22 protein-coding genes are annotated in these 25,329 nt (G+C 37.3%); 5 read left to right on the forward strand and 17 right to left on the reverse strand.

What is annotated here, in order from left to right:
- Positions 1-121: 121 nt before the first annotated feature.
- A complete protein-coding gene (locus JKA74_RS05205; protein ID WP_201430088.1) occupies positions 122-514 on the reverse strand; it encodes a hypothetical protein in 393 nt (130 codons plus the stop codon).
- Positions 515-758: 244 nt separating this feature from the next.
- On the opposite strand from JKA74_RS05205, the gene JKA74_RS05210 reads away from it, so the two are divergent.
- Entirely contained in the window at positions 759-1,484 is a 726-nt protein-coding gene (locus JKA74_RS05210; protein WP_201430089.1) for a tetratricopeptide repeat protein, read from the forward strand.
- Between the two features lie 2 nt (positions 1,485-1,486).
- On the opposite strand, the gene JKA74_RS05215 is transcribed toward JKA74_RS05210, so the two are convergent.
- From JKA74_RS05215 to JKA74_RS05240, 6 genes are all read right to left on the reverse strand, one after another.
- Positions 1,487-2,515 carry a zinc-binding dehydrogenase gene (locus JKA74_RS05215; RefSeq protein ID WP_201430090.1) on the reverse strand — a complete coding sequence of 343 codons (1,029 nt, stop codon included), beginning with the start codon at positions 2,513-2,515 and terminating at the stop codon, positions 1,487-1,489.
- A 442-nt stretch (positions 2,516-2,957) separates the two neighbouring features.
- A complete protein-coding gene (locus JKA74_RS05220; protein WP_201430091.1) occupies positions 2,958-3,896 on the reverse strand; it encodes a DUF6607 family protein in 939 nt (312 codons plus the stop codon).
- Entirely contained in the window at positions 3,893-4,336 is a 444-nt protein-coding gene (locus JKA74_RS05225) for a DoxX family protein (RefSeq protein WP_201430092.1), read from the reverse strand. The genes JKA74_RS05220 and JKA74_RS05225 overlap by 4 nt, the downstream gene beginning before the upstream one ends.
- An 8-nt stretch (positions 4,337-4,344) precedes the next feature.
- A complete protein-coding gene (locus JKA74_RS05230; RefSeq protein ID WP_201430093.1) occupies positions 4,345-5,727 on the reverse strand; it encodes an HmuY family protein in 1,383 nt (460 codons plus the stop codon).
- A complete protein-coding gene (locus JKA74_RS05235; RefSeq protein ID WP_201430094.1) occupies positions 5,724-8,012 on the reverse strand; it encodes a TonB-dependent receptor plug domain-containing protein in 2,289 nt (762 codons plus the stop codon). Before JKA74_RS05235 ends, JKA74_RS05230 begins: the two co-directional genes overlap by 4 nt.
- Before the next feature lie 194 nt (positions 8,013-8,206).
- On the reverse strand, positions 8,207-8,839 hold the full coding sequence (locus tag JKA74_RS05240) for a response regulator transcription factor (RefSeq protein WP_201430095.1): 633 nt from the start codon (positions 8,837-8,839) through the stop codon (positions 8,207-8,209).
- A gap of 321 nt (positions 8,840-9,160) precedes the next feature.
- Here JKA74_RS05240 and JKA74_RS05245 point away from each other — a divergent pair, with 321 nt between their 5' ends.
- Positions 9,161-9,730 (forward strand): hypothetical protein, encoded by a 570-nt coding sequence (locus JKA74_RS05245; protein ID WP_201430096.1) that lies wholly within the window; start codon positions 9,161-9,163, stop codon positions 9,728-9,730.
- 72 nt (positions 9,731-9,802) lie between these two features.
- On the opposite strand, the gene JKA74_RS05250 is transcribed toward JKA74_RS05245, so the two are convergent.
- The 4 genes from JKA74_RS05250 to JKA74_RS05265 all read right to left on the reverse strand — a co-directional run bounded on the left by JKA74_RS05250 (position 9,803) and on the right by JKA74_RS05265 (position 14,967).
- Positions 9,803-10,405: a hypothetical protein gene (locus tag JKA74_RS05250; protein WP_201430097.1), complete on the reverse strand. Its 603-nt coding sequence runs from the start codon at positions 10,403-10,405 to the stop codon at positions 9,803-9,805.
- A 169-nt stretch (positions 10,406-10,574) separates the two neighbouring features.
- A complete protein-coding gene (locus tag JKA74_RS05255) occupies positions 10,575-11,297 on the reverse strand; it encodes a hypothetical protein (RefSeq protein WP_201430098.1) in 723 nt (240 codons plus the stop codon).
- A gap of 217 nt (positions 11,298-11,514) precedes the next feature.
- Positions 11,515-13,329, reverse strand: a complete 1,815-nt coding sequence (locus JKA74_RS05260; RefSeq protein ID WP_201430099.1) for an esterase/lipase family protein — start codon at positions 13,327-13,329, stop codon at positions 11,515-11,517.
- Positions 13,330-13,428: 99 nt separating this feature from the next.
- Positions 13,429-14,967 carry a glycoside hydrolase family 32 protein gene (locus JKA74_RS05265; RefSeq protein ID WP_201430100.1) on the reverse strand — a complete coding sequence of 513 codons (1,539 nt, stop codon included), beginning with the start codon at positions 14,965-14,967 and terminating at the stop codon, positions 13,429-13,431.
- Positions 14,968-15,387: 420 nt separating this feature from the next.
- Between JKA74_RS05265 and JKA74_RS05270 the strand changes: the two genes are divergently transcribed.
- Entirely contained in the window at positions 15,388-18,192 is a 2,805-nt protein-coding gene (locus JKA74_RS05270) for a carbohydrate-binding protein (protein WP_201430101.1), read from the forward strand.
- Between the two features lie 60 nt (positions 18,193-18,252).
- On the opposite strand, the gene JKA74_RS05275 is transcribed toward JKA74_RS05270, so the two are convergent.
- Positions 18,253-20,202, reverse strand: a complete 1,950-nt coding sequence (locus JKA74_RS05275) for a M1 family metallopeptidase (protein ID WP_201430102.1) — start codon at positions 20,200-20,202, stop codon at positions 18,253-18,255.
- 218 nt (positions 20,203-20,420) lie between these two features.
- Positions 20,421-20,819 (reverse strand): hypothetical protein, encoded by a 399-nt coding sequence (locus tag JKA74_RS05280; RefSeq protein ID WP_201430103.1) that lies wholly within the window; start codon positions 20,817-20,819, stop codon positions 20,421-20,423.
- A 566-nt stretch (positions 20,820-21,385) separates the two neighbouring features.
- Between JKA74_RS05280 and JKA74_RS05285 the strand changes: the two genes are divergently transcribed.
- Entirely contained in the window at positions 21,386-22,276 is an 891-nt protein-coding gene (locus JKA74_RS05285) for a 3-hydroxyacyl-CoA dehydrogenase family protein (RefSeq protein WP_201430104.1), read from the forward strand.
- Entirely contained in the window at positions 22,276-22,509 is a 234-nt protein-coding gene (locus tag JKA74_RS05290; protein WP_201430105.1) for a DUF3820 family protein, read from the forward strand. The genes JKA74_RS05285 and JKA74_RS05290 overlap by 1 nt, the downstream gene beginning before the upstream one ends.
- 589 nt (positions 22,510-23,098) lie before the next feature.
- Here JKA74_RS05290 and JKA74_RS05295 read toward each other — a convergent pair.
- The 4 genes from JKA74_RS05295 to JKA74_RS05310 are packed head-to-tail and all read right to left on the reverse strand — an operon-like array spanning position 23,099 to position 25,257.
- Entirely contained in the window at positions 23,099-23,518 is a 420-nt protein-coding gene (locus JKA74_RS05295; protein WP_201430106.1) for an exosortase F system-associated membrane protein, read from the reverse strand.
- Positions 23,508-24,032: an exosortase family protein XrtF gene (gene xrtF, locus JKA74_RS05300; RefSeq protein ID WP_201430107.1), complete on the reverse strand. Its 525-nt coding sequence runs from the start codon at positions 24,030-24,032 to the stop codon at positions 23,508-23,510. Before xrtF ends, JKA74_RS05295 begins: the two co-directional genes overlap by 11 nt.
- Positions 24,029-24,658, reverse strand: coding sequence for an acetyltransferase (locus tag JKA74_RS05305; RefSeq protein WP_201430108.1), 630 nt, complete (start codon positions 24,656-24,658; stop codon positions 24,029-24,031). The genes xrtF and JKA74_RS05305 overlap by 4 nt, the downstream gene beginning before the upstream one ends.
- The gene (locus JKA74_RS05310) at positions 24,655-25,257 is read right to left on the reverse strand and encodes an acetyltransferase (protein ID WP_201430109.1); all 603 of its coding nucleotides are present in this window, start codon (positions 25,255-25,257) and stop codon (positions 24,655-24,657) included. Before JKA74_RS05310 ends, JKA74_RS05305 begins: the two co-directional genes overlap by 4 nt.
- Between the last annotated feature and the right edge of the window lie 72 nt (positions 25,258-25,329).

Genomic DNA, 25,329 nt, shown 5'->3' on the forward strand with positions numbered 1-25,329 from the left:
ACTCCGATTTATCGGGGCAAACTATGGAATGATTCATCCTTGGTTGGTCCCGAGTACTCGGGATGCTCATTTCATGATTCAATATGGTGTGTTTTGAGAATACTATGAAATCAAAAGGCTGTTAACGGTCATTTTGTGATTTGAATGCAGCCCAGCTGGTTAAGAAAAGTGGGATTAACCAAACTAAGTCATTCATTAACAAGTGAAACATAAATTTCTTAGTGAACATAGCTTCCATTATTAGCTGATAAACAAATAACCCTCCTAATAACTTGGCAATAAATGTCAATACAATAAGCCAACGTAACTTTATAGGATATAAAGTACTTAAAAACATACATAATCCAATGATGCCCACCCCAATGGCCTGATAAATAACCCAGGGATTCTCTGTTTGCTCTCCTTCACTTATCCATTTAATATAGCTTCCGGGTTTCCAGTACAGGAAAAGTGCCCAGGCAATATTGTAAACAGCACCTATTAATAAAACTCCACGCATCCATGGTTGTACCATAATTCAGTAATTTGTTTTAGAAGTCCAAAAATAGGATTTCATCATTTGATAACCTATCTATATTCATGCAAATCTACACTCGGTTGCTTCATCTAATTAGGCTTTAATCATCCCAACTCATGTATAAAAATTTTAATGAGCTAAAATGACATCAAAACACATTAATGCTTTTCTTTAGATAAATACTTGTATAATTTTGGAGGATCGAGTACAAACAATTTACCAGCGGGACGTATTTATAAGTATGGAAGAAATCAACATTTTACTGCAAACAGCCTCGTCATTTTGTCAAAAAGGTGATTTCAAACAAGGGATTCATTTATATTCCAAATACATAGAAGTAGACCAATCCAATCCTCTTGCCTTTTATCAGCGGGGAAAAGCCTATTTCAAGATTAAAGATTACAATGCAGCATTGTCTGACTTGTCGAAAGCCATTGCTATCCAACCCGATGAAGCGCATTTTTTTGGAGAACGGGGATTAATTTATTATATGTCCAAAAATGCTGACAAAGCTATTGCTGATTTTGACCATGCTGTATCGCTTGAACCTGAAAATCCGTTTCGATATGCCAGCAGAGCCTTTATAAAGGATGGCCTCGGCAACTTAGAAGGCGCTAAAACGGATTATCAGAAAGCTATTGAAATAGATCCTGAAGATGCCATTTCCCATAACAACTTAGGTCTGGTACTTGAAAAAATGGGTTATAGGAAAAAAGCGAATACTCATTACGAACATGCCGGGCAACTGGACCCTAAAAGTTTTGGAATGAGAAAACAGGCATCTGAAGAAACAAATACGGTGGTGCCCGAAGAAAAGCAAACCCCTGCCCCACTGCCGGACATAAAGCCAATAAAGAAAGACAGGTCAGATGGAAGTTTTCTGCGAACGGTCAAGAAATTAGCCAGTTCCAAAGAGGAAAGAAAAGAATTTTGGGATTTCTTTAAAGGAAAGGTTTCGGGAAAATAAAACTACTCATCAATTACTTTTACCACTACTTTACCTACTGTTTTGCCAGACTGGAAAAGTTTAATGGCCTCATACATTTGATCATAGTTGAAAGTATGACCAATATAAGGAGCAGGCATTTTCAAGGCTTCCAATTCATTTAAAATTTGGGACATTAAATCCTTTTTTTCGTAAAGCCAGATCAGATTAAAACCTAAAATGGCTTTATTGGTTTCAATCATTTTTTGCGGATCAATTTTTGGACGTGTGAGGTATAGCCATGCGAGACGTAACCAATTAGGTGAGTTTTTTGTGTCTCCATAACGCGCAGATCCATAATTCACCACTCTGCCCTGCGGAGCCAGTAAATCATAACCGGCTTTAAATACTTCGCCACCTATGCATTCCATGATCAGGTTCAATTGCCTACCTTTTAAAGAGTCATGCAATTTTTTCTTGAAATGTTTGTCGCGGACGATATAATCCTGATAGCCTTCCTCTTTTAACAGTTCAATTTTGCTTTCACTACCTACAGTACCTATGGTATAGGCTCCTGCTTTTTGCGCCATTCTATTGGCCAGTAAACCTACCCCACCGGCAGCACTGTGAATCAATACTGTATGGCCTTTTTGTATATTCCCTAAATGGAATAAGCCATAATATGCGGTAAGTGCCTGTACTAAAAAGGCAGCACCTTCCTGATAACTCCAGTCAGTTGGAATGTGTGCGATATAGTTTTCTTCAATATTGATTTGTGAAGTATAAGCTCCAAAACGGGTAACACCCATCACTCGGTCTCCAATTTTCCAATCACTTACAGCCTCGCCAATAGCTACTATTTCCCCTGCATATTCCAGTCCGGGTACAAAACTTCCTTTAGGGGTGGCACTATATAATCCTAAGATGGCAAAAACATCCGCAAAATTGAGACCTATTGAATGAACTTTTACCTGAACCTGATGCGAGCCAGGTGCATCAATTGGCTCTTCTACTAATTTGAGTTGATTGATGGCTCCGGCTTTGGCCATTCTATAGGATTTTCTGTGCTGCATAACTGGATAATAAATTTATTGTAAAGGAAAAGGTGATCTCAGTTGTAAATCTATCGCCTTAAATGATAAAACAGAAAATAATTGAAAATTAAATAATAATCTTATTTGTCATATTGACCCTCTCTGATGGTTCGTGAGACACGAACCATGACGATCTGTGGAATATTGGAGAGTAAAATGGATTAGCGGAAATCCCCTCAAGACAGGATTTGCATGAACCTTTCCGCTGGCCAATCTGCCCCTGCCCGCCCTCGTGTTGTGTCCCCGCAGACGAGCATTGGATTATTTTCATCAACTTCTATTATCTATCAGTGGAGATTTGCCAATTCAATTGTGAAATTATTTGTTTAAAGAGGAAACTTAAGCTTGGGTATGATTGTGCCTCAAAGGGATTGGAAAGCGTTCATTTCCAATCCCAACTTGAGGACTTTAGGCAAACGATTTATTTTAAAACCAGCCTTTGGTCACTTTTTAGATATTTTTGAATGGTTTCTTTGATTTTGAGCTGCGCTTTTTCCGAGTTGTAGCTCTCCTCTTCCAGTAATACGTCCTGTAAAGAAAACAATTGCATAAAAAGTACTTTATCTTCCACTTTCCCTCTAATAGAGATAGTTTCCTTGCTGGCAAATAACTCATCCCATACCGTTCTTACATCAGCCCAGTAGGCAGCATATTCTGACCACCAGTCTTTGGCCACCTGACATTTAGAATCTTCCGTTTTAGTATAAGTATTCCATCCTTTTTCCCATGCCAATAATTTGTCCTTACCATCTGCTCTCAAAATCTTCTGATTATCCTGCTCATGCAACCAGCCGTAATCGGTAATTTCCTGGCGATTGATCCGGGCCATCACATTGTAATCATCCCTTTTTGAAAATTCACGTCTCGGAAGTGGTGCATCTGCTTTTGCTTCCCAATAATTTTTACCATCGATATGCACCCAACTGCCTGAACCTTCATAGCGTGGGCCGTCATCTACCTGATAAACTTTTTGAGTCCACTGACCAACAACCTGAGATTTTGGCAACTGTTGGTAATCCCATGTATTATCTTTCTGAAAAGCATAAATATCCTGATTCTCATATAACCAGTCCTGACGCCAATGCTTGATGATCATGGTATCTCCAACAATTAATAAGTGTTGCAATACAATTTTATCGGACTTTTCTTCAATGGGAAAAACATACTCCAATGCACTTGAACGGTAATTGTCATGGAATTCATACTCTTTATCAGGCGCAAAAGTTTCTGCGAAATTGAAGGCTACTTCATAGCAGCCACACATGGCTTTAATGGAGGCTATGTCCTGTTGCTTTTTCTTTTTTTGAGCCATGGCAGATGTAGCCATCACACATGCTATTAACACAATAAAATGTTTCATTTCAATAAAGGTTTAGGTGTAAAAAATGTAAGTCTTAATTTTTTATAATCATATAGAATAATGAGTAGATTTCCTGCCAGGTAAAGGCCACTCATTAGCAAGCCCGGAGTATCTTCCGGTTTTAGATACAGGTGAAATAGAAATATATTAAGGGTGACAGGAAGTAATAAAAATGCTCCTGCCAGTGCAAAATATTGAGAGATCAAAAGCAGGCCGGCAAGAATTTCTACAACTCCTAAAAGCGGCCAGAAATAATCGGGAGCTTTTAGTCCCCCGATAAAAGCTTTCATTTGTACTACATGAGCAGGTGGTTCTATGCTTTGCTCTGTGGCAGCTTTGCGAGCCGGATTAGGAATAAATTTCCTAACACCGGCATACACAAAGAGAGCACCTAAACTCAATTGTAACACTATAAAAAAGATGGAAATTATTTTTTGCATTGTTTTATTTAATCTAATAGTTGATATTCAAACTCAGGATAACCACGCTCACCATCCTCTGAATAAAGTCGGGTAAATCTGATTTTATAAAAGTTTTCATCAGCATCTTTAATTACAAAAAATCTATCATCAAAAAGCTGTGGAGCGGATCCCGGCCCACCACCTTGCCTCCAATTGGCTCCTAGTGCATTAATTTCAGATTCAAATGAAACTTCTGTTGTATGCTCAATACTAAATTCTTCAAAAGAAAAATCCTCAACCATCACCAATGAAACAGAAGTCTGATTTCGGTTAATAATAATGTAATCGTTATAGCTATATGGAATAGCAGGCTGACCAAATGATACAATTTCTGTATAGGTACCATACATGATGTCCCAAGTGTCTTTTGCAGGTTCAAATTCTGTTTCCCCCTGATCCAAATCGAAGAACTTGAAATTGTATGCTGCGTCTTTCTGGATTTCTGTGGTAGAAAATTCAGTTGCGTCTATATCTGCATACTGAATGCTGTACCCATCTCCATTTCGGTTAATTTTAACCTTCTTCCAATCACGGTGATCGCCTAATCTTTTAATAATGTAAACTTTGTTTTCACTATCATTTGCACTTATTTCAGCAATTGCCGTTGCTGATAAATCTCCATTGGGTGAATCTATCCATGCTACCGCTGCATTGGTGGCCATAAAACCAATTTGCATTTCGTTGGCAAAATCTACAGTATCCTCAGCAGTAACATTAGTTAAATCTACTTTATCTATAGCACGAGCCATTACTTGTGCAGATGAATTGAGAATGACACGGAAGGTGTTATCGGTAGTGAAACCCAAATCCCAGCTATATTTATCTACCGAGCGTACAGAATGTTTGCTTAGATCTGCAAAGGATTGTAAAGGGAAATCTGCTCCTCCGGAATTTAGCTCCAAACGACCGGAAGCTGAGAGGAAATTCTCAGAAAATTGAGCTGTCAATTCATTATTTACACCAATCTGAAAGAAATCATCAGAGGTGGATTGCAGTTTAAAACTGATACTTTGGTCTTCTTCAATATTTAATCCGGCTCCTTTGTGCACATGAAAACTCAGCTGATTGACTCCACTTTCAAATGGTATTTGTAAGGTATTATTTTCTGCTGCAGGCATGGTATAAAAGTCATTTTGCTCTCCATAAGTAAGGTTACCCGCTTCAATAGATAAATTTAATATCCCGGATTGATCAGTAGCTCTTGAGAAAATAATTTCTATCGACTTTTCAGATTCCTCGCCAGAAAAGCCAATTTCCGAAGCTGAAAAACTCACTGACAAGGCTTGTACCTGCTCATCATCATCACAGGAAAACAGGAATAAGCTCAGAAATGAGCAGCATAGCATGAAAAAAGTGTTTTTGATATTCATTTGTTTATTGGTTTAGAAAATTGATATTGTAATCGTAAGAAAAATGAGCGGCCATAAGCCACCGAAGTTTGTCCGGAATTTCCTCCTGAATGTGCTCCACCGCTCAAATTGTCATTAATAGTTTCAATATTTAACAGGTTTTTAATCCCGGCACTCATACTGAACTGACTGGAAATGGATTGAGTGAGTGTTAAATCCAGCCAATGAAAAGGATCTATTTGTTGCAGTTCAGCTTGTGTACCACCTGATTCGTCATTGACTAATCTGTAGTCTTTATTGGCCCCTGTGAATTTGTAAAAGAAAGCGGTTTGTAAGCCCACAGCGGGGAAATGATATTGGATGGATAAATTGGCCTCTGGTGAATAGATAAATTCAGGCACCTCTGTTGGGGCATCTTCACTTAATTGTTGGTAGCGGCCAATAAATGCTGTACCAGCCTGAAGTTGAAGTTGCTTTACATTGTACCGCAAACCGGCATTTATCCCTTTGGTTTTAAATACACTGATATTTTGATAGGTAGTAGGCAAATCGGCCCTTTCCGGAGTGTAAAAACCGATTTTATCGTTAATGTCATTATAAAAAGCACCGGAATTAATCTTTAACTTATCAGAAAACCGGAAATTGAGGTTAGCGGTATAGCTATGGGATGTTTCCGGTTGCAGTAGCTCATTCCCAATAATATTATGATTGGCATCTATAAATTCATGGTACAGTTCCCGAATGGAGGGTGCTCTAAACCCTCTTCCATAACCTGCCCGGATTTGTACATAGGAGTTGATGTCATATTTTACATTGACAGAGGGTGTAGGTAAAGTGTGGAAAATGCTGTTGACTGTATAGCGGATTCCAGGCCTTACTTTTAGCCTGATTTTATAATTAAGTTCTGTTGAGGCAAAAAAGGCCACATCGGTAAGCTCTTTATATCCATCCGATAAAGTGGTACCACCAGCTAATTCATAGGTAGACTCAAGGCCTAATTGACCATTGGCTGTCCAATCAAATGCCGTGAATAATTTTCCTTGAAATGTATTGCGGCTGAACCATGACTGATAAAAAATAGTATCTTGTTCAGTAGCCACAGTAGGCGTTTCTTTGCCTGTAACCATATTGGTGTTATATTGAGCTGTAGTCCTGCTATAATCGGTAAAGGAATTGGCGGAGTTTAGCTTCCAATTACCCAATGAAAATCCAGCTTGCAATTGATGCATCCAGCGTACCGTATTGAAAGCCTGATCTGTTGCAAATGGGTCAAGTAGGGGATTATTGGAATTTATATTCCCCAAATCAAGAATTTCTTCTGATAATTGTTGTAGTTGATAACTAAGATTCCACTGATTGGCAGTGTAATTCAATCGGCCGGAATTCATCCATTGTGTTTTGGGATACCACTCCTTGTTTCTTCCCTCTCCTGCACCTGTCCAGCCGCCAAAGTGGTTCCAACGGCTTTGAATTTCTCCATTTAAATTAGAGGTAATTCTTCCACCAAAGCGGAGAGAATAATTATGGATTCCATCTTCCAATAATGAATATTCATTTCCGACTGTTTCTTCCTGTATACTAAGGTTGAGAAAAACAGATTGATCAGTTTCCTTTTTTGTAATGATGTTTATGACTCCGGCCAATGCATCAGCTCCATAATTAACGGCCATGGGACCTTCCACTATTTCTACTCTGTCAATCATTTGCACATTGATCTGGTTAAGATCAATTTCATTGCCTGTACCTGTTCTTCCTACCATTGGCACACCATCAATAAGGATTTTAACATACTGTCCTGAAAGCCCTTGCATATTAATCCTTCCATTTCCTACAGCGTTGTCGCGGGAGAAGCGGATATTCAGTTGTTGGGAAAGCACTTCTTCCAGGTTGGTAGCCCCCATGGCTTTTATCACTTCTGAATTTACAGTTTTGACCTGGTATACGGCATTTTTTGCTGACTGAGCTTCATACTGCCCGGTTACCACTACCTCTTTTAATGTAGAGGATTTTGCTTCCAGTTGATAATTGAATGAAGCGCTGTTCCTTATTGTATCTGAATGTGAGTGAAAGTTTAGGTGGGAGATTTGTATAATAAATGGAGGTTTAATAGAGATAGTTGCTTTTCCTTTTGTGTCAGTCCAGCTTGTTTCTGACTTTCCGGCTTTTGATAAGGATGTTACGCTAATCACAGCATCTGAAATAGCCAGGCCATTATTGTCTTCTACATAGAAGTAAACCTGGCCAACTGCATAATTGGCAGTCAGTAAGTATCCAATAATTGCTACTATAACTTTGGTAAACGACATCTTTATTTTTAATTAGATTTATTCTAAACAGTGCAAAGATGGGACTTGCAGGTTATTCTGGCAATAGCTATAGGTAGGGAATTTTGGGATAGCTAGTGGTAGTGAAGGTAAAGTTTGAACTGCAGAGTTCCGGTATTTTTTGGACTACAAGTGATGTAGGAAAACTTAAAACAAAGTTTATATACTCAAGTAACTTATTCCTGATTGAATTGAAAAGCTATCGCCACCTGAATAAGCTGCGTAGGTTTAGACAAGGATAGCTTTTGCATAATGCGTTTGCGATGGGAGTTAACGGTATGTTTACTAATAAACAATTGATCTGCAATTTGCTGGGAAGACTGTCCCTCTCCTATCAATTTAAGCACTTCCAACTCTCGATCACTTAATGATTGTAATTCTTCCTGAACCGTATTTGAGTTGCTATGATTTTGAAAGATATAGCTAAGAAGTTCGCTACATAAATATTTACCAGATTCCCGGGCTGCTATCAAAGCATGCGTAAACTCATATTCCTTACAATCCTTACAAATCATTATATCTGCTAAATCAGCCTCAACAGTTATTTTTTTGCTTTCGATTCGATACAGATCAGCAATTAAAATGAGTTTAACAGCAGGGTTAGATTTAATGAAATCTTTTACTTCCTGATCATTAAGATAAAATTCAAGTGGAACGATTATAATAATTGAATTCCATTGGTGATATAAAGCTAAAATATCATCTATATGTGTGACAATACGAGTTTTAGTGATAAAATCCATTCTTTCAGCCATAGCAAGTATTCCTTGCTGAATAATATGCGCCACACCATAGACAAAAAGTTCCATGACGTAAAATTAATATTTAATTGGACTTATTCTAAATAATATCTTTACTATTTCGAGGGCCTGTAATAGTTAATTCTAAGAAGTCGCTTTTGATAATAATATGAATTTGACTGAAACACCTGCGGAACGGAACTAATTAGAGAATGGTACCATTGTAATAATAACTAATACATTCAATACCGATAATAATTAATGAGAAAATCAACAAAACTAGCAATATTCTGCTCTTCCCTTATACTTCTTATACTAGTAGCATTTAACCTGCTCACAAGATCCCAGATTGACAATTCAAAACTTATCTCAACTGAAAATAATGAGAATATGAAAGTAAACTTTATAAATGTTACAGATGATCGTATTAAAGAAAGTTTTATGAAAGTAATGAAACGCTATAAGCCCTTACACGATTACGAAATCACACTTAACCAAGAGAGAATAAAAGAGTCTACTATGCAGGCTCAACCACTTATTAATTTCCGTAATTTATTTACAGGTATTAAAAGCTATCAAATAAAGCTTGGTGTTTATGTACGTGATAGTGATACACTGGCTATCGCTGACCTTCCTGAAGATGTACTTACAGGCTGGTTTGCCCATGAACTGGGTCATCTTGTAGATTATGAGCCATTTTCCAATTTTAAAATGGTTTTCTATGGCCTCAGATACTATATTTCAACAAGCTTCAGGAAAAAAGTAGAACATGCTGCTGATTATATTGCCGTTGATTATGGCTTTCATGAAGAGATTATTGCCACTAAACAATATATTCTTGAACATGACTTACTCGAAGAAAGCTATAAAGCACAGATAAGAAGGTATTATCTTTCAATTGATGATATAAACGTTTGTATGGAAAAAGAGCCTTTACTTAAGCCTGTTCCTGAAGTATAAGCATGGTAGTAAATGTAAAGGATTCTTACAAGGAATATTGACTAGAATTCCTGTAAGTAACGTGTACATAGCTCAATAAAAATACTCTTTAAATATATTGTTCAGCTGTTTGTCAATCACCTTTGGTTCTAAAGGTGACTTATCATCCATTGCACTTTTTCTGTAAAATGCAATCTCGTTATTATAAGCATCCAATATAATAACCTGTAAGTAAGATCGGGATTTTATGGGAACCGGATAATACGTTCCAAGGGTTAATATCCCTATACCTATGCTTTTGAAAACCTGCCCTGTATAGTTGCCTTTACTTCGAACAAAACCATCTACAAGCACAGCCATTGCAAAGCGTGTATTATTTTCTTCCATCATGCTTTTAAGTACTTCGGGTAATTGAATTCCATGTATACTTCCCTTATAGTCAATTTGATCAATTAAGTAGATTACATCAGCCTCTGCTTTTTCTCTATCATCAAAAAACTTATATTTTATGGAACCACTAAGTTTATATTGATCAGATTTATTGATTAGTATGGAATCTGTTAAATTCCTTGATTCTAAAGATAGTTCTTCATTTAAAGCCCCCAAATTACCTTTCTCTATGAGATGAATAAAACTGAAAGGTTGGAAATAATGCAAATTATTCAATTCATTGGAAGAAACTGATGAAGTTTGCATCCTGCTTGTAGTGCAGCTTCCCAAAACAATCAAAAGAAACAAATAGAGGAGATTCCGAGTATTGTAAAATGACATATCAGCTATCTTAAAGTGTAAGGAAACTCAAATCTAGATAATTTGATATATAATAAGGATGAAAAAGTTAGGATTTATTTTTCAGAAGTACTTACTATTTCCCACATACTGAGATTATTTTCAGAGCAACAGCTTTTGCCATTTCAATATTTTCGTGTAGGTCATCAGAAATATTTACATTCACATTAAATATAATATTGCTTTTCAAAACTTTGAGCTGTAAACTTTTAAAACCAGTGATGTTAATAACTCCCCAGCAAGCAACATCCCCTACCCCTTCCAATAAGACATATTCTATATTGGTTTCCTCTTTTTGTAATTTATGTCCATCGTATTTGTTAACTATGGGTGTTTGCTGATTGGTTTCAGAAGACAATCCATTTTGCGGTTGACTAAGCCTGTACATATGCTTAAAGTAATCAACAAAGCTTTTATCATTACCAATCATTGGGTAATTAAGGAGATCCATGTTACCTACAGCAATAAAATTATTAGCTTCCAATTCCACAGATCTATCTCCCATTGTCATCATAAATGTTCTGTCTGATGGCCACTGGTATCTTACATTCATATATTTAGGTTTGTCAATTATTTGGGTGTTATCTTCCACCCTAACCTCTCGAACTGGTACCTTTACCATTTGAGCTATTGTACCTGGATCGATTAATTCCGAGGGAAATTTTTCTTTTGCGGTCAGACAGGAATCAGTACTATTAAGAAGCAGTTTGTTAGTATGGGAGTTCCCCTGCCCTGCCTCTGCGCAACTAAAAATTACGATTACCAGGGAAAGACTGGCGAGTTGTAGTAGTTCTTTCATTTAATAGCATTATTGGTTAGATATATCGATAAAGCCTTTCTTTTTTACCAAAAATTTATTCATATGAGATACACACCAAAATTTTCAAAAAGAGATCATTATTTGAAAATATTTTAGTTTAGACCTGAGTGCGATTTTAATATGAGCAAGAATTGACGCTATCATTAAAAGTCGAACTCAGGTTTTAGAATAATTATGAAAAGAAAATGTGCTTATGCTATTCAAGAAAATTTAAAATCTCATGGTATACATCAGCTTCCTGCCATTTATTGTCAGCTTTGAATTGGGGGTAACCTTTCAGGAAATATTTGCCATGCATACTACTGTATTCATAGGAAGGCTCAGGAAAGGCATTAAAGCCCTGTGGTAATTTTCTTTGCCCGGCCGATCCAATTACCCAATCATGTTGCCAACCCAGAAACAATTTAAGGACGGTATCCAATCCAGTTGCCAACACCCTTTTCATTGTAGTGTCAAGCCTGCCTTTCCCACTCACCAAATGCCTGTTCCAATCTGCTACCATGGCTTTAAAAATAACAGGATGTTCAAGAGGATCACCATACAGTTTCTCCAGAAAAGGGCTGTTGGATTTCATAGCTGCAAGTCCGGAATTCTTTCCAATATAACTTAGTCCAATGCTGGCAATGCCCAATAATAGTTTCTGTAAAGGTACGGGAGCACCTATATTCATCACTGAAATCCATTTCGAAAGCCCCGCAATGGAATCCACAAAGCCAGAAGGTCCTCCTGAAAAAATAAGTACCTTCCTTACTTTTAGCAGATTTGCACTTTTTAGGCTGATGGCCAAATGCATAGCCAATAAACCACCTCTGCTTGCTCCCAGTAAGTCTACCAAATTAGGGGCAAAACAATAGTCCTTTAAAAAGTTGTCAATCAGCCATTGGGCATTCTCCTCCGGTGTATCCCAAAAATAGGGATGATCGAAAGCAAGAATTTGTTCATAATATCCATTTTTGATAAGAAAGTTGAGGAAGTTATGATCAGTATTCAGATATTTTTTGGTTATAAAATTATCAAAGGTGCCATAAGTATCCTTGAAAGTACCATGAACCAAAATCAAGGTTTTAACCGATAGATCAATATCACTTCCTGTCTCAATTTTAACAAATTGTCCATTTTCATTAAGTAAATCTACTTCCGGAACAAATTTTAGTAAAGCGTATTTATTTTTCCCTAATTTATCCAATTGGGATTTCAATATCGACTTCTGGGTTTCCCTCGCAATGGCTGATCCAATCCCTTTCAAGGCTTCCTCAGGTGTGCGGGCACTACGAACAAAGGTTAATATTTTAATAATAAAGCCTGTTTTCTCCAAATCAATAAGCTCTCCATTTTCACTTACAATCTGATCGGGATCCTCATCTGATACTTCCAGATAATTAACCGGGCCACAAAACCGCTCTTCGCTTCCATCCTCTTTACCATCGGGCTTTAGTTTTTTTCCAAATTGGAAAGGAATATGATAGGTCAACCTGTTCCTTAAATCCAGTCTATTATCTTCATCAGTAGGTTGCGGTGAAATATACTCTATAAAAGCTTCTTCTTCGTTATAATTGTTCTTTTCGCTGTGTTGCAAATACACTACTGCACCTTCATTGTTCTCCAGGAAAATATCAAGGCGAAGTTCTTTCATATCCTTTAATGAAATGAAACCTGGTTTTTCTATTTCCAATTTATTTAAATCAATGTATCGTTCCCGTACTTTATTCTTTTTCACTGGGATTTCAGGATAAATATCATACAGCATCTCAATTTGCCTGAGGGTAGCTCCTTTTGCTTCTGTTAGCTGACCAGACTCAGAGAACTCAATAATCCCCTGTTCCTGAAAAAGCTTATCATCTTTCCAGCCAAGGGTTCCCCATATCTCATTTATTTTTTCTGTTTTTGAAAAGGGAAGCCTGGCCTCAATTTCTTCGATCTGAGATAAACCAAATGCATGATGATTTCCTAAAGGAATAAAATTGGTACTTCCATTGGTTAGTTTATGGTCTGTTGAGAGGTTGAAAATCATGGGTTATGGGTTTTGCAGTTTAAATTTAATACGAGAAACAATATTTTTTTTTGTAGCACTATTTGTCTATCAGTCTATTCATACTTTACTTAAAGCTTGTTATTCATGCCAAATAGATTTCATAGGGTAAACAACCACTGAATTTAAAGTCAGATTTGAATTGTTTGATTCAAACTTCATTTGATTAAAAGGTTTTTCAGGAAATAATATCTCCGTCATCACTACTGTATAATCATCAGCAAAGAACTCAATACTTGAGGCATCTAAATAAATTCGTAGATTGATTATAGGAGTGTTACTGACCCTTGGCGCAAAGTGTGTTCCATCAAATTTATCAGAAAATGCTTTTCCACCAATTTTATCTCTTACCATATAAAATTTATTGGAAGCACTATCCATACCTATTATAAATTGCTCACTTCTTTCATTTTCAAATATTATCTCAAACCCTGCTCCTGTATTCCCCTGGTCAATCTGCATATTTATTTCTAACTTATCAGAAGGTAATGTAATAGCAGAAGCTGATGTTACTATTTCAGAGCGGTTATACATTTCAGCTTTTTCAATATCCCTTAGTTTATCTAATTCTTTTACGGGTATAGAAGCTAATCCTTTTCCTTTCTCGTTCTCCACTAACCTTAATTCTCTTGGAAGAGTCATAGCACTGCGCCATCTTTCAGTTGGGACTGTCTGGGCATAATCCCAATTACTCATCCAGCCAATAAACAAGCGTCTATTATCGCTTTGAGGTATGTCCGACCACGTCACCCCGGCATAGTTATCAGTTCCATAGTCTAACCATCTGGTGCTGTCATCAATGGCTGTAAATTTATTACCATCAAAATCACCAATAAAATATTGAGTAGCTGATCCTCCATTAGGCCCGCCAGGATTGATGCTTAACAATAATATCCAGTGATCATCTAGTCGGAATAAATCAGGACATTCCCAAACTCCTTTGTGTGAGCCATGACTCGCACCAAAATCACTACTTTTAGTCCAATCTTTTAAGTCATTTGATTTATAAAAACTGACATGATCTTTTACCGCAAGTGTCATTATCCACTGATTTTCAGCTTCATGCCAAAAAACTTTCGGATCTCTGAAATCTTTAATTCCCGGATTTTCTAGTACTGGATTAGCTTCATATTTTATCCATGTCCGACCTTTATCATTACTATAGGCAATTCCTTGCGTCTGATATTTAACCTCCCCTTTCTGTTCAGCATCCATATCATGGTAAGTATAAATAGCAACTATAGGTGGTTTATTATCTTTTCCAAAACCACTGCTGTTTTGCCAGTCAATCACTGCGCTTCCACTAAAAATGTATCCCAATGAATCGGGTTCCAAAGCTATAGGTAAATGATTCCAGTGAACCAAATCTTCACTTACAGCATGGCCCCAATGCATCGGGCCCCATACAATACTATCCGGATAGTACTGATAAAAAAGATGGTATTCACCCTCAAAATAAACCATTCCGTTAGGATCATTCATCCATCCACTATCAGGAGAAAAATGGTATTGAGGACGGTATTTTTCTTCGTACTGTAATCTATCTGTTATTTTTTTTTCTTTTTGGTTGCAAGCAATAATTAGCAGAAGTGTTATAATGAGGAGCCAGGTTTTTTTCATACTAAAGATTTTGATTAACTAATTTAGATTAATTAGTCAAACAATTCAAGTTCACCAAAATAAAACCTCTCCTAACTGTGGGAACTTAGCATTCAAACATTGTATGACAAGGAATTTCTTATTTCAGAAACCAAAGATCAGTATTGTAATAATTAAATTTTCCCTTCAATCATTACACCTAATTAAGTAATCATGAAAGAATTTAAAACCTCATGATTGAAAGAAGAATGATGAACAAATGATGTATTAATTTGATCTAAATAGTTCGTTCTGATCATTTAAAGCAAGTTATACAGTTAATGTAGATTTTATCGAAATCATATACTGATGTATTTATGATGTAGTCCATATCTTGGAAATATTATATTTTGTCGTGAAATTGAAGATGAAACGAATACAAAATATTTTAATCAAAAACCTATGGAAACCATGCTTACATTTAAGAAAAAACGATCAAAAATCAGAAACTTACCTATCAAGGCTCTTTGCCTTTTAGGGTTGTTATTTTTAAGTCATTTGGCTGTTCAAGCTCAAATCGGTCCCATCATTTGGGAAGATAATTTTAATTCACTCAACAACGATATATGGCAGCCTGATATTGGTGATGGGTGTGACATTGGATTATGTGGATGGGGAAATCAGGAATTACAATCTTATCAGGCAAACAATGTTTATATAGATAATGTGCCGGGAGAAAGTGGTAATAATGCCCTGGTGCTGGAAGCAAGAAATGAAAACTCCGGATCCAGAGCTTTTACTTCAGGCAAAGTAACCACTAAAGGAAATTTATCAGTCCACTATGGACTAATAGAAGTCCGAGTGCGAGTGCCTGATTTAAATCAGGGATTATGGCCAGCAGCCTGGCTATTGGGTACTGCCAACTTGACCTGGCCAGCCAATGGCGAGATAGACATCATGGAAATGGGATTTAGCCAGGCGGCCAGGGATGAGCAACAAGAACCCAATTCAACAGTCAATAATTATATAGGTGCCAATGCGTTTTTCCCAATTCCCGGTGGTGGAGTGGGCAATATAGCCTATGATGTAGATTACAATCAACCCTATGTTGCCAGCACTCCCTTAAATGACCGCTTTGTTACCTACCGAATTTATTGGGAGCCCACTCAAATCCGTTTTACAGTGTTGGATGGCAGCCTGGAGCACGACTTATATGCCAATCCTTTTCCTATTGATCCAGAGGGTGTAACAGCTCCATTTTCAAGACCCTTCTATATGTTGTTGAATTTGGCTGTTGGTGGTACTTTGCCGGGCACCTTGAGTAACGGCCAAGTAACAGCTCCTTTGCCTGGAAAGATGTATGTGGATTATGTGCGTGTATATGAATGGAATGGTCACGGAAGTGTTGAATTCGATTATAATGACCTAATAGCCGAAACAGGAGATTTCGGAGTTTACACAGATAACACACCTACTAATAGCCAACTGGTTTTTGGTACAGATGCGGAAATTTATGCCTGGGGAGAGACCCTGGAAGAAGGCAACATCGCTCCTTATGAAGGAGATAACGTAATCGCCTGGAATACTACCACCTCTAATAGTTGGTTTGGTGGCGGTATAGCAGCCTTAAACGGCAAAGATATGTCTAACTACGTAGAAGACGGAAGTCTGAAATTTAAAATTAAAATCCCCGGCAATGTAGCTTTCAGAATTGGTATAACCGATAATTACACCAATGAAAAGTTTATAGAATTTCCTGCGGGTCAATCACAATATGGCTTAACACGAAATGGAGATTGGGGACAAGTGGAAATTCCATTAGCTGATTTTGAAGGATTGTTGGCATTTCAGAATATCAACTATATGTTTGCTATTAGCAGTTTAGATGGGGCTCTTCCTTCTTCTACCTTTCAATTTGCTATAGATGATATTGTTTGGGAAGATGGTAACTCACAAAATCCGCGTGTAGTAAGTAGCATTTCAATTTCACCAGCCAATATAAGTATCACCAATGGGCAAACTCAGCAATTTGAGGCCAATGCGTTAGATCAATATGGTGATCCTATTGCTGCCAATTTTAGCTGGAGTACTACTGGAGGTAACATATCATCTTCCGGCTTATATACAGCTACAGAGGCGGGAAGTTTTGAGGTAACTGCCACTTCAGGTTCTGTAAGCCATAGTGCGAATATTACTGTTACTGCTTTATCAAATGGTACCACACTACCCGGTACAATACAAGCGGAAGATTATGATGAAGGTGGACAAAATGTAGGATATTATGATACAAGTGCCGGTAATACTGGAGGTGCTTATAAGAGCGATGATGTTGACATTGAAAATGCTAATGACGATTCCGGTACTTACAATGTAGGTTGGATTGAAAATGGAGAATGGTTGCAATATACCATCAATTCCACCGCTTCCTCAGGAACTTATGATTTTAGTTTTAGAGTAGCTTCACCTAACGGGAATGGGCGATTTCATCTGGAAATAGATGGTGTAGCGGTAACAGAAACCCTAGAGGTACCCAATACCGGTGCATGGCAAAACTATGTCAATGTAAATGCCACGAATGTTTCTATTAGTGAGGGACAGCATACCATGAGGTTGGTGTTTGATAACAGTGGCCTGAATATTAATTATATGGTGGCCAGTGAAGTGCAAAACAACAATAACAATTGTAATCAGACTGCTTCGAATGGTGATTTTTCTGTTGAAATTTCCAATGATAGTAATAACCCCAGCATTTCTTTTATTCCTGAAAGAGCTGGGGTTGGCAGCCCGACAAGCATATTGTATTACAGCACCAATCCAAATGCTACATTTCCAGGGTATGGAGTTTCTCCCAATATTCCCTTCACTATAAATGCCAATGAAGGAGAAACTGTCTATTTTTATTATACTTATTCTGTCCCTGAAGGTGGCGAAAATAATACTTTTGGCAATAAGCAAAGCTTTGTGGTAGGGAATTGTGGAAACAATAGTGCCAGAACATTAATTTTGGCCAATGATAAAATAAGTGAGAATGATAAAATGATCAGGGTCTATCCTAACCCAACGAAAACTTATTTAAACATTGATATCACTGATGCAGAAATATATACTACTATTAAAATCTTCACTGTTCACGGAAAGTTGTTAAACCAATTTTCAACTGAAGGAAAAAATAGTATTAGGGTCAACACCTCAAGTTTCCCTAGTGGGATTTACTTTTTGGAGTTATCAGGCAACTCTGGTACCGAAACAGTAAAAATAATTAAGTAAAACAAAAAGAGGTTGTCTCATATTTAAGACAACCTCTTTTATTTCTAGTTTAAGAAAAACTTACTCTTCATCATAAATAGTTGATGGCCAGCTATCATTACTGGTATTTACGTCAGGTATGATCTTTTTCGGATCAATAGTAATGGATTTTACTTCCTTGGCTGTTGTAATCAGATGATTCCAGCTGTTACCGCGTTGCCAAATTTCAACAGGTAAATTGATCATTTCCTCTGTGCCATCCTGGTAAACAACTTTCATGTTCACAGGCATAGGTACTTCTCCTTTATTGGACAACACCACCAAATATCTACCCTGATATGGATATACACCGTCAATGGCTAAATCTATATTTCCATTTCCGAAAAACCATGTTCTCCAAAACCATGAAAGATCCTCTCCTGCCACATTTTCTATAGTATTGAAAAAATCATCCGGCTGAGGATGCTTATAAGCCCATCTTTCAATGTAAGCAGTAAAAGCATTATCAAATCTTTCATGTCCTAAGATATATTCCCTCAACATAAAAAGTCCCATGGCAGGCTTCACATAAGCAATCATCCCTAAATTACGCGTATCAACCACATCCGGGAAAGTAGCAATTGGCTCCCTTGATTCACTGGTCAACCAACTGGCATATTGTCTGGGCTGGTGCAAATCATCTGCGTATTCACCTTCATTAAACACTTCTGAAGAATAGAAATTGATAAAAGTATTGAAGCCTTCATCCATCCATGCATATAATCTTTCATTGCTACCTACAATCATTGGAAACCAGTTATGACCAAATTCATGATCTGTAACGCCCCATAATGATTTACCCTGTGATTGATAACCGCAAAATGAAAGTCCGGGATATTCCATTCCTCCAATGTCAGCAGCGACATTCACAGCTGCCGGATAGGGGTAGTTAAACCATTTTTTTGCATAATGTTCAATAGAGGCTTTTGTGTATTCCGTGGAACGACTCCATGCATTTTCCCCATCACTCTCTATAGGGTAAGCTGATTGAGCCATGGCAGTTTTTCCATCAGGTAAATTGATTCTTGCTGCATCCCAGATAAATGCTTTTGAGGTAGCAAATGCCACATCTCTGGAATTCTTCATTTTGAACTTCCATGTAGATGTACCTGATTGTTTCGGGCTGGTTTTAGCGGCATCACCTACTTCCTCAGGAGTAATGATATACACTGTTTCATCACTATTGGCTGCCTTGTTCATCCTGTTTTGTTGCTCGGAAGTCAACACTTCATTTGGATTGAGTAATTCTCCTGATCCCACTACTATATAATCAAAGGGAACAGTCACATTGTATTCAAAGTCACCATATTCAAGGTAAAACTCACCTGCTCCTAAATAGGGATGAGTGTTCCATCCTCTTACATCGTCAAAAACTGCTAAACGAGGGTACCATTGTGCCATGGCAAATATAGTTCCATCTTCAACATCAAGCTGGCCCATTCTGTCCATTCCTGTAGTAGGAATAATATATTCGAAATTCATGGAAACAGTGGCTGTTCCTCCTTTGGCTTCAATTGGCTCATTGAAAAATACTTGCATTCTAGTATCAGTTATGATATGTTTATCTGAAGCATCTCCTTTTCTGCCACTTTTGGCATTGAGGTTACTGATTTTGTAACCTCCATCCATATCTCCTGTATAACGATTGCCCTGTATAGGTGTAGTTAAAGTTCCTCTTGATTCCTCAGTAAATCTGTTTTGCTCCATTTGCAACCAGATAAATTCCAGCTCTTCAGGGCTATTATTAGTATAAGTAATGGTAATATTTCCTGTTAAAAGATCTTCCTCCGGATTCAAAGTAGCATTTATTTTGTAATCGGCACTGTTTTGCCAATATTCCGGTCCCGGTTTACCGGAAGCGGAGCGGTATCGATTGCCATCGCGGTCACCGAAGAAATCAAAAACTTCTTGTTTGTTTGAATCTACCTTTTGTGCCGAAACTGTAAATGTAGCAGCCAGCATTAAAAGGAAAGTAAGTTTGATAATTTTCATAAATTTATTTTTAAATTAATATTTTTTATTATCACGAAATTACTAAAGATTTATTTCTTAAAAGAAGGTTATTTTATAAATGGTGGCATCCTACAATCGAAGAAGTAAATGCTTTTTCAATTGAACAATACCCAGTAAAATTTTCTTCTCAATTTTTATTGATTCTAAAACCGGTTTTGAATACGTAAGGGATAATTTTAGAACTATACTTACATAATTCACTTCTCATGACAACCATAATCCAAAACAATCTTAATGTTTTCATTACTTCTAATTATATCGACTAACAATGTATTAGATTTCTTTCGTATGAGATCTCCCACAGTAACATAATCATAAAACCCGCTTATTTCATTTTGGAATTCTATCTTAATTGATGTTTTTCTTCCTACTTGATCAAAAAATAAAGTAGGATAATTATGCTCATTAGTATCTCTAAACTTTTTAATTACAACTCCATTAAATGTTTGTATTTTCATATTTCTACTCCATCTACATTTGTCTAGCTGATATAGCTGAGCAGAATCCCGGCTGGGTAAAATTAATAAAATCATAACAACTAGTATAATTCCCATCGAAACTATCATAATAAACTCTTTGTTCTTCTTGAAAATCATAATCCGCCCATTTTTAATTTAATATATTGAGGAGTTTTTGCTGGTCTAAAAGTCCATGTGTAAGTTGAGATATTGGTTGAGCTCGTTCCCACCATTCCCAGGCCTATGCTCCTTGTCCAGCTGCTTGACTGCTGTCTAAATGGGTAATAGTTGCTGGCCTGTATCGCATTGCTCTGGTTTACTGTCACCTGTAGGTCGTCAAAATACACTTCTGCAAGCTGTATACTTTCGTTTCTATAATTATAGTGGCAACATCTTTAATATCCTAATAGTGTAGGTGAAAAAGTAAATCATTTTAATCATTGACCACAGCCAGACTGTCTGTGCTTTGGCTGACTGACTTAATTCTATTAATGAAAAATGAATATAAAATACGAAGCATAGCTGCATGTATAGGAATATTAGTGATTTTAGCATAGTGGCTAGAGAGAAAGTTGGTTGTAGTTTAGATTCCACAGTGGAAAATACCATATTAATAAACCAAAACATTCCAATTTAGACGGTTCAAGCCCACTATCTTTTCTATCTTTGTAAAAATTATTTATCACAATAATCTTATATAGTTTATGAAAAATATAGCAGTGATTGGTTCAGGTACCATGGGCAATGGAATTGCACACGTTTTTGCACAAAATGGTTATCAGGTAGCTTTAATTGATATCAATAAAGAAGCCTTAAGCAAAGCCATGGCTACCATTGAAAAAAACCTTGACCGTCAGGTGAAGAAGGAGCTTATTGATGAAGCTAAGAAAGCAGATACCCTGAAAAATATTACTACTTATTCTAACATGAAAGAGGGTGCTGCCCTGGCTGATTTAGTGGTTGAAGCCGCTACTGAAAGAGTAGACCTTAAATTAAATATATTTAAGGAGCTGGATGCAATTTGTGGAGACAATACCATCTTTGCTTCTAACACAAGTTCAATTTCCATCACCAAAATTGCCTCAGTAACTAACAGGCCTGAGAAAGTAATCGGCATGCACTTTATGAATCCGGTGCCGGTCATGAAATTAGTGGAAGTGATCCGTGGCTACAGCACTTCGGATGAAGTAACAGCAAAAGTGATGGAGCTATCCAAAAAGCTTGGTAAAATACCTGAAGAGGTAAATGATTACCCGGGTTTCATTGCTAATCGTATTCTGATGCCTATGATCAATGAAGCCATCTACAGTTTGTTTGAAGGTGTAGCAGGTGTTTCGGAAATTGATTCTATTATGAAATTGGGAATGGCACATCCAATGGGTCCTTTGCAACTGGCTGATTTCATTGGTCTGGATGTTTGCTTAAGTATCCTCAATGTATTGCAGGACGGATTAGGTGATCCTAAATACAGAGCTTGTCCTTTATTGATAAACATGGTGCAGGCAGGTAAACTAGGAGCGAAATCCGGTGAAGGTTTCTACACCTACGGGCATGGCACCAAAGATTTAATTGTAGCCGATCGTTTTAAAAAATAATGGAAGGACTGAATCCTGAAATTTTAAAAGATTTAGTAAGAGTAAAGATGCCCTTTGGTAAATATAAGGGCTCTTTACTTTGTAATTTACCTGTCTCTTATCTGGAGTGGTTTAAACGAAAAGATGGTTTTCCTGCAGGTAAATTAGGCATGCAACTGGAAACTTTGTGGGTGATTAAAACCAATGGATTAGAAGAATTATTGAATCCTTTAAGAAATGGGTTAAGGAGATAAAGCCAGCTACTACTCATTAGGTCAGACCGCAGGTCAGTACCGGGCTTTGCTTTTACTGGTTATTGCGAGCATGCTATTCCGTGACAACGGAATTCATGTGAAGCAATCTGTTGGCTATTAACTAATTTACCAATTGTCAACCGAGCTCGTTACCCTTAAAAAAAGATTGCTTCACCGCCTTATCGTTCATACTGGCTATAGAATACCCGAAAGCGGATTCGCAATAACCATTCTAATCTTATTCTTTTGAAATATCACGACTGAGAAACAACATGTCTGACCTTTTCAAGGTTCACATGGCCTAATAGCTCAAGCTTTACTCCTGCTGGTAATTGCGAGCATGTTATTCCGTGGGAGCGGAATACATGTGAAGCAATCTGTTGGTTATCAACTATGACCACAGCCTAATTCATTAGGATACGCTATATGAATTAGCACCTTGTTTGCCCTCGTCTTGTGTCTTCACAAGCCAGCAGGAAGAGCCTAAAAGAGGAATTGATAAAGTTTTGCCACACTTCGCTCTTAAGGATGTTCTAATGTTAATTTTCTAAATATCACGACTGAGTGCTGTATTGATGCCGTAGAATCATCATACCTTCTTTATCCTCTGAATATAAATAGCCGGAATCAGCAGCAACATCAATGTTGGATTAATAATTAATCTGTGAATGAAAGAAATATAGGTATGGTTAATATTAAATTCAAACCTGAGCAGGAAGTACGGAATCAAAAGAAAGAAGAAGCCAAACAACTCCACTGCAAAGCCGAATTTCACATATTTTTTATCATAAAAGATCGCGAAAATCATCAATAACATCAGGTTATCATTTAACAAAAACCTGATAGTTCTGTTGAAGATGAACCTTTGATTTGAATTGAGTTCCGCAGATAGCAAACTACTATAGTCGAAGTGTTGCCCAATGAAAATAATTCCCAGGCAAACCATACTCAGGATGATTAAGGAAATCCTCAGTGGCCGATCCGGTTGCAAGAGTGTTTTATTTGCCATTGACCTTAAATATCCAAAGTGCCCAAGAAAGGAAAACTGCTATATAAATAAAGGCTGTGAAAAGGTATTTATGACTGAAGTATAAAAAAGAAGGCATAGAAATGGTTACATGATAGAGTAAAATGATTCTTCCCAGATTAAAGAAATGGATAGTAAGCAAACCTGCCGGAATAAACCATAACATTTTCATGGAAATACGACCATAGGCTATCATAAACGAAATAAATATAATCATTACATTCAACCCATTGCAACCTTCATAGACTGACAAAATAGGATGATCCCCCCTAAAGATGTAGATACTTTTCAAATCCTCCTTTGGGCCGGTACTGATGTCTTGGTTATACCATGATAAAACCTCAGCTGTTTGCTCCGTCACCCATTTTGTCATTGGGTCAGCCTCTCCTTTATAAGCCTCAAGATAGAAGCCATATAAAACATTAAGAATTAAATAAAGACCAATAAATTTGGCTAAAAATAAAATAGAAGGTCTGAAATCCTGATACAAACTCACTTTTTGACGGGTTTAGCGGGTACTCCTATTGCCACTTGCCTGGCCTCAAGGTTTTTGGTTAACACAGCCCCCGCACCCAATACAGAGGACTTGTCCATTCTAAGCCCATTCAGAATACTTGCCCCGCTACCCACAAAAGACATTTCCTCTAACACTACATTACCTGCCAGATTGGCTCCAGGCATTACGGATACAAAATCATTCAGTTGACAATCATGGCCGATAGTGGCATTTAAGTTAACCACCACAAAGTTATCAATTCTTATATTAGTAGTAAGGTTGGCTCCTGCACAAATGATGCTGCCCTTTCCTATTGTCATCACATCATTTAAAATGGCATAAGGAGAAATCAATGAGGCATATCTCACATTAGAGTTCGAAATTCTATCCACCATTTTTTTCCTGGTCTGCCCATTGCCAACAGCCACTGCTATGGAAATATGGGAGTCCCACTTATTAAGTGTTTGGATATTCCCCAGGTAGTTCTTTCCAAACTCTTCTGACTTGTCCTCATCATCAAAATAGCCAAGAAAGTTATAAGAGTTATGCTTTTTGATCAGCTGCTGTATGATCAAATTAACTTCCCGGCCGAAACCTCCTGCCCCTAAAATAGCAATATCTGTCATGGTTTTATGCTTTTTATAATTTTTCCTGGATTGCCAACTACCAAAGAATAATCAGGTACATCTTCAGTAATGACTGCTCCAGCACCAATTACGCACCATTTCCCAATAGTAACCAATGGAATGGCCGTGGCTCCGGCTCCAAAAAGTGTACCCTCTCCTACCTTAACGCCACCACAAAGGGAAGAGTTTGGAGCGATATGTACAAAATCTGCAATCTCACAATCGTGGTCAACACTTGCTGAGGTATTGATAATCACATGCTTGCCAATCCGTGTATCTGCATTGATTACCACACCGGGCATCACAACAGACCCTACATTTATTTGTACTTTGGAGCCGATTATAGCATTATGATGGATTGCCGTATCAAATCGTGCTTTCAGCTTGTCAACCACTCTTTTTCGGGTTTTATTATCACCTATTGAAACGATACAATGTGCAGAAGAATCATTGAAAGTGTCAGTTTTACCCAATACAGGAATACCACTCAATTCTTTTTTAGACTCATCTTCATCATAAAATCCTTTCACAACTTTCCCTTCTGAAAGCAGGATATCAACTATTACTTTTGCATGGCCACTGGCTCCAAATAAGTACATATAATTAATTTAGGATTTACTATTAATTCTTGATTCGGTAATCCAATCTTTATCTTCTAATTTAACGGCATT

Origin of the sequence: Marivirga aurantiaca (assembly GCF_016679925.1) — a bacterium.
Taxonomy (GTDB): domain Bacteria; phylum Bacteroidota; class Bacteroidia; order Cytophagales; family Cyclobacteriaceae; genus Marivirga; species Marivirga aurantiaca.